The 4,092-nt window shown below is 65.0% G+C and carries 5 protein-coding genes and 1 pseudogene; all 6 read right to left on the reverse strand.

The annotated features are described in order from the left end of the window. Positions 1-74 (reverse strand): annotated as a pseudogene (locus ACESMD_RS11185) (low molecular weight phosphotyrosine protein phosphatase); the annotation flags it as partial. Next, a complete protein-coding gene (gene kdsB, locus ACESMD_RS11190) occupies positions 74-868 on the reverse strand; it encodes a 3-deoxy-manno-octulosonate cytidylyltransferase (protein ID WP_372613153.1) in 795 nt (264 codons plus the stop codon). The gene kdsB and the pseudogene ACESMD_RS11185, both read right to left, overlap by 1 nt. Continuing rightward, positions 868-1,077, reverse strand: coding sequence for a Trm112 family protein (locus ACESMD_RS11195; protein WP_372613155.1), 210 nt, complete (start codon positions 1,075-1,077; stop codon positions 868-870). Before ACESMD_RS11195 ends, kdsB begins: the two co-directional genes overlap by 1 nt. 47 nt (positions 1,078-1,124) lie before the next feature. Then, positions 1,125-2,165, reverse strand: coding sequence for a tetraacyldisaccharide 4'-kinase (gene lpxK, locus ACESMD_RS11200; RefSeq protein ID WP_372613157.1), 1,041 nt, complete (start codon positions 2,163-2,165; stop codon positions 1,125-1,127). Next, positions 2,162-3,916: a lipid A export permease/ATP-binding protein MsbA gene (gene msbA, locus ACESMD_RS11205; RefSeq protein ID WP_372613159.1), complete on the reverse strand. Its 1,755-nt coding sequence runs from the start codon at positions 3,914-3,916 to the stop codon at positions 2,162-2,164. Before msbA ends, lpxK begins: the two co-directional genes overlap by 4 nt. After that, on the reverse strand, positions 3,913-4,092 hold a 180-nt coding region (locus ACESMD_RS11210; protein WP_372613161.1), incomplete at its 5' end, for an ExbD/TolR family protein. The genes ACESMD_RS11210 and msbA, both read right to left, overlap by 4 nt.

The raw sequence follows: 4,092 nt of genomic DNA on the forward strand, positions 1-4,092 counted from the left end.
AGCAGGCGACGGAAGACACCCTCGGCGGTGGGCGACCGGCAGATATTGCCCAGACACACGAACAGCACTCGCATCATTGATCTCCTGCCTGACCATGGAGAAATTCACGCACACGGGCCAGGTCGTCGGCGGTGTCCACCCCGGCCGGATGCGGCACCCTGGCCAGGGCCACCTGGATGCCGTGGCCGTGATGCAGCGCTCGCAATTGCTCCAGCTGCTCGAGTTGCTCCAGGGAAGAAGGCGGCCAGTCAAGGTAATCGGCGAGAAAGCCCGCCCGATAGGCGTAGAGACCGATATGACGCAACCAGGCATCGGTCTCGAGGAGTGCGGGCCGAGCGGCGAAGGCATCACGATCCCAGGCCTCTCTGTTCCAGGGCACAGGAGCGCGGGAAAAATACAGGGCTCGACCCGAGAGCGCCCGCACCACCTTCACCACATTAGGATTGAAGAGGACATCGACATCGCTTATCGGCTCGGCAAGGGTGGCGATGGAGGCCTCGAGATCATCGTGGAGCCTAGCCGCTACCTGATCGATCAATGCCGGCGGGATCAGCGGTTCATCGCCCTGGACATTGACCAGCACGGCATCGGCATCCAGCTCCAGCTGTTCGGCCACCTCGGCGAGGCGATCCGTCCCCGAGGGATGGTCGGCACGGGTCATCAGCACCTCGGCCCCGAACGGCAAGAGGGCATCCCGAATGCGGCTGTCGTCGGTGGCAACCACCACCCGGCTCGCCGCACTCTCCCGAGCCCGACGCCAGACATGCACGACCATGGGGTCCCCGGCGATGTCGGCCAGCGGCTTGCCCGGCAACCGCGAGGAAGCATGCCGGGCCGGAATAACCGCGATGAAGTCCCTGACCGACATCAGTTGTCTCCCGTGCGTCCAGGAGACTCGTGAAGCTTCTCGTCGACGTCCAGAGCGCGCGCCTCTTCAGGCAGCATGACAGGGATGCCATCGCGAACCGGGTAGGCAAGGCCCTCGAAGAGGCAGTGAAGTTCCTGCGCCTCCCGATGATACTTGAGATTGCCCTTGCACGATGGGCACACCAGCATGGCCAGTAGCTCCTTGTCCATTTCTGACACCTCTCGTTGACCGTGATGTATGTGAAGGGAAGATCGTTTCACCGACCGACCGCGTCACCGGAAGCCGCCGGGGGCGGCCGAAACCCTTGGATTCTCTCCTCGAACCAGCCCTGAAATCCGGCATCGGGCACCGCCTCCACCTCGAGGACCCAGGCGTCGCCCAGTGCCAGGCCGCAACACTTCACGGCATCCTTGGCGGTCATCACCACCGGGCGATCGTCATCGAAAACCAGATCCGCCTGGCGAAAGGCATGGTGGTCGGTAAAGGCATGGGCCACAATCTCGACGCCGAGTTCCGACAGGGTGGCGAAAAAGCGCTCGGGATTGCCGATTCCTGCTACGGCATGTACGGGTCCGGTGAAGGGCAGTGGTCGCAGAGCGACACGCGCAGTGCCGCCCAGGGGTCGCCAGCCGGCAGGCGCCAGGGTCATGCAATGGGCACCCCGGGGTGGCGTGAAGGCCGGTTCGCCATTGATCAGCACGGCATCGACATCGTCCAGCCGCGAGAGTGGTTCACGCAGAGGCCCCGCCGGCAGGCAACGGCTGTTGCCCCATCCTCGCCGTCCGTCCACCACGACGAGCTCGATGTCGCGGCCCAGGGCCAGGTGCTGAAGGCCATCGTCACTGATCAGGATATCGCACCCCTCGTCGATCAAGCGCCTGGCCCCACGGGGACGTTCCGGGTCCGCCACCAGCGGGAGTCCTGTCCGGTCATGAAGCATGCGCGGCTCGTCGCCGGATTCCCTGACCGGTGTCTCGGCGGTGACTCGCAGCGGGTAGACGGCTCCCCTGCCTCCATAACCCCGCGTGACGATACCCGGGTGCCAGCCTCTGGCCTGGAGCCAGGTCGCCAGCCAGGCCACCAGAGGCGATTTTCCGGTGCCTCCCAGGGTGATGTTCCCCACCACGATCAGCGGCACCGTCGGTTGCCAGACCGTCCTCTGCCCAAGCCGATAGGCCCGGGTCCGGCGCGCCAGGAGATGCCGATAGAGCCACTCGAGGGGACGCAGCACCAGCAGCCAGCGATCACCGCGATAGGCCGCCGTCAGCCACGCTTTTCCCAGCCTTTCCCGGATCATGCCGGACCCTCGCGGAACTGGAGTCGATGCAGTGCCGCATAGGCCCCGTCTCGCGCCAGCAGTTCCTTGTGACTGCCCTGTTCGATGATCCGGCCCTGCTCCATCACCAGAATGCGATCCGCTCGCTCGATGGTCGAGAGCCGGTGAGCGATGACGAAGGTGGTACGCCCCCGGCATACTTCCTCCAGGGCGGCCTGGATGTAGCGCTCCGATTCCGTATCCAGGGCCGAGGTCGCCTCATCGAGGACCAGCAGCGGCGAATCCTTGAAGATCGCCCGGGCGATGGCCAGGCGTTGGCGTTGGCCGCCGGAGAGCATCACGCCATTTTCACCCACCACGGTGGCATAGCCTTCCGGCTGGCGCTCGATGAACTCATCGGCATGGGCCGCCCGGGCGGCGGCCTCGATGGCCGCCGGGTCGGCATGGGCCACGCCATAGGCGATATTGTCGGCGATGTTGGCGTTGAAGAGGGTCACCTGTTGCGACACCAGGGCGATCTGCCGGCGCAGCGGGGCAAGCCGGTAGTCGTCTATCGATACGCCGTCGATCAGCAGACGCCCGGCCGTCGGCCGATAGAAGCGCGGCAGCAATCCCACCAGGGTGGACTTACCACTGCCGGAACGACCGACGATGGCCACCATCTCGCCCGGGGCGACATCGAGGTCTATGCCCTTGAGCACGTCGGGCTGATCCTGGCCATAGGCGAAGCGAACGCCCTCCATGACCACCCGTCCAGCCAGACGAGCGGGCTCATGCTGGCCATCATCCCACTCGGGAGGTACTTCCAGCAGGCCGAAGAGGTCGGCTGAGGCCGCAATCCCCTTCTGGATCACGCTGTTCACCTCGGTAAGCTGCCGAACCGGCTTGGCCATCAGGGCCGCGGCGGTGACGAAGGCGACGAATTCCCCGGGGGTCATTTCGGCCATCAGGGCCGGCGACATGGCAAGCCAGACCAGCAAGGCCAGCGAGAGCGCCACCAGCAACTGGATCACCGGTGTGCTGATGGCCTTGGTCAGGGCCTCCTTCATGCTCTGCTGGCGGTTGACTTCGCTGGCCGCGGCGAAACGAGCTTTTTCATATGTCTCGGCGCCATGGGTGCGCACGACCCGATAGCCGGTAAGTGCCTCCGAGGCGACATGGGTGACTTCCCCCATGGAGGCCTGGATGCGGCCGGAGATCCGCCGGAAGCGTCTACTGACATAACTGACGACACCGCCGATCAGCGGCGTGACCGCCAGGAACAGCAGAGTCAGCATCCAGTTGATCCAGAGCAGATAGGCGACCAGGCCGATCACGAAGAGCCCCTCGCGCAGCAGGATGGTGATCGCCTGGGTCGCCGCCCCGGTGACCTGCTCGACGTGGTAGGTCACACGCGAAATCAGATGACCGCTGGAGTGGGCATCGAAGAAGGCACCCGGCAGGTGCAGCATGTGGTCGAAGACGTTGCAGCGCAGGGTGTGCACCACGTTACGGGCCACGTTGCTCATGAAGTAGGTGCCCAGGAAGGTACCCAGGCCCCGGGCGGCGAACATGCCCACCACGAACATGGGCAGGAAGAGGCGGAAGCTGGCTCCCGGGTCCTGAATGCCGTCGATCAGGCGTTTCATCATCTCCGCCAGGGCCGTGCTCGAGGCCGCATAGATGACATAACCGATGACGGCGAGGAGGAAGGAACGCCAGTGGGGCCGCACATAACCCAGCAACCGCCTGTACAACGCCCATCCCGAATCTTGGCTCCTGTCGTGAATCACGGTTGCTCCGCTTGAGTGGATGATCCCTCGGTGGTGGCAATGCGTACCTGGCGAATTCCCAGGGTACCGGCCAGGTCAAGCGCCCGGACCACGGCCCCATGACGGGCACGGGCGTCGGCCTCCACGACCAGTCCGTGGTCCCGCGCCAGCTCAGTTTCCCTAGCCAGCGCTTCGCC

Origin of the sequence: Halomonas sp. (assembly GCF_041689495.1) — a bacterium.
GTDB lineage: Bacteria > Pseudomonadota > Gammaproteobacteria > Pseudomonadales > Halomonadaceae > Halomonas.

Coding starts and splice junctions, on each gene's coding strand:
- ACESMD_RS11195 (WP_372613155.1), bottom strand. CDS start 1,077: ATGGACAAGGAGCTACTGGCCATGCTGGTGTGCCCATCGTGCAAGGGC.
- kdsB (WP_372613153.1), bottom strand. CDS start 868: ATGTCGGTCAGGGACTTCATCGCGGTTATTCCGGCCCGGCATGCTTCC.
- lpxK (WP_372613157.1), bottom strand. CDS start 2,165: ATGATCCGGGAAAGGCTGGGAAAAGCGTGGCTGACGGCGGCCTATCGC.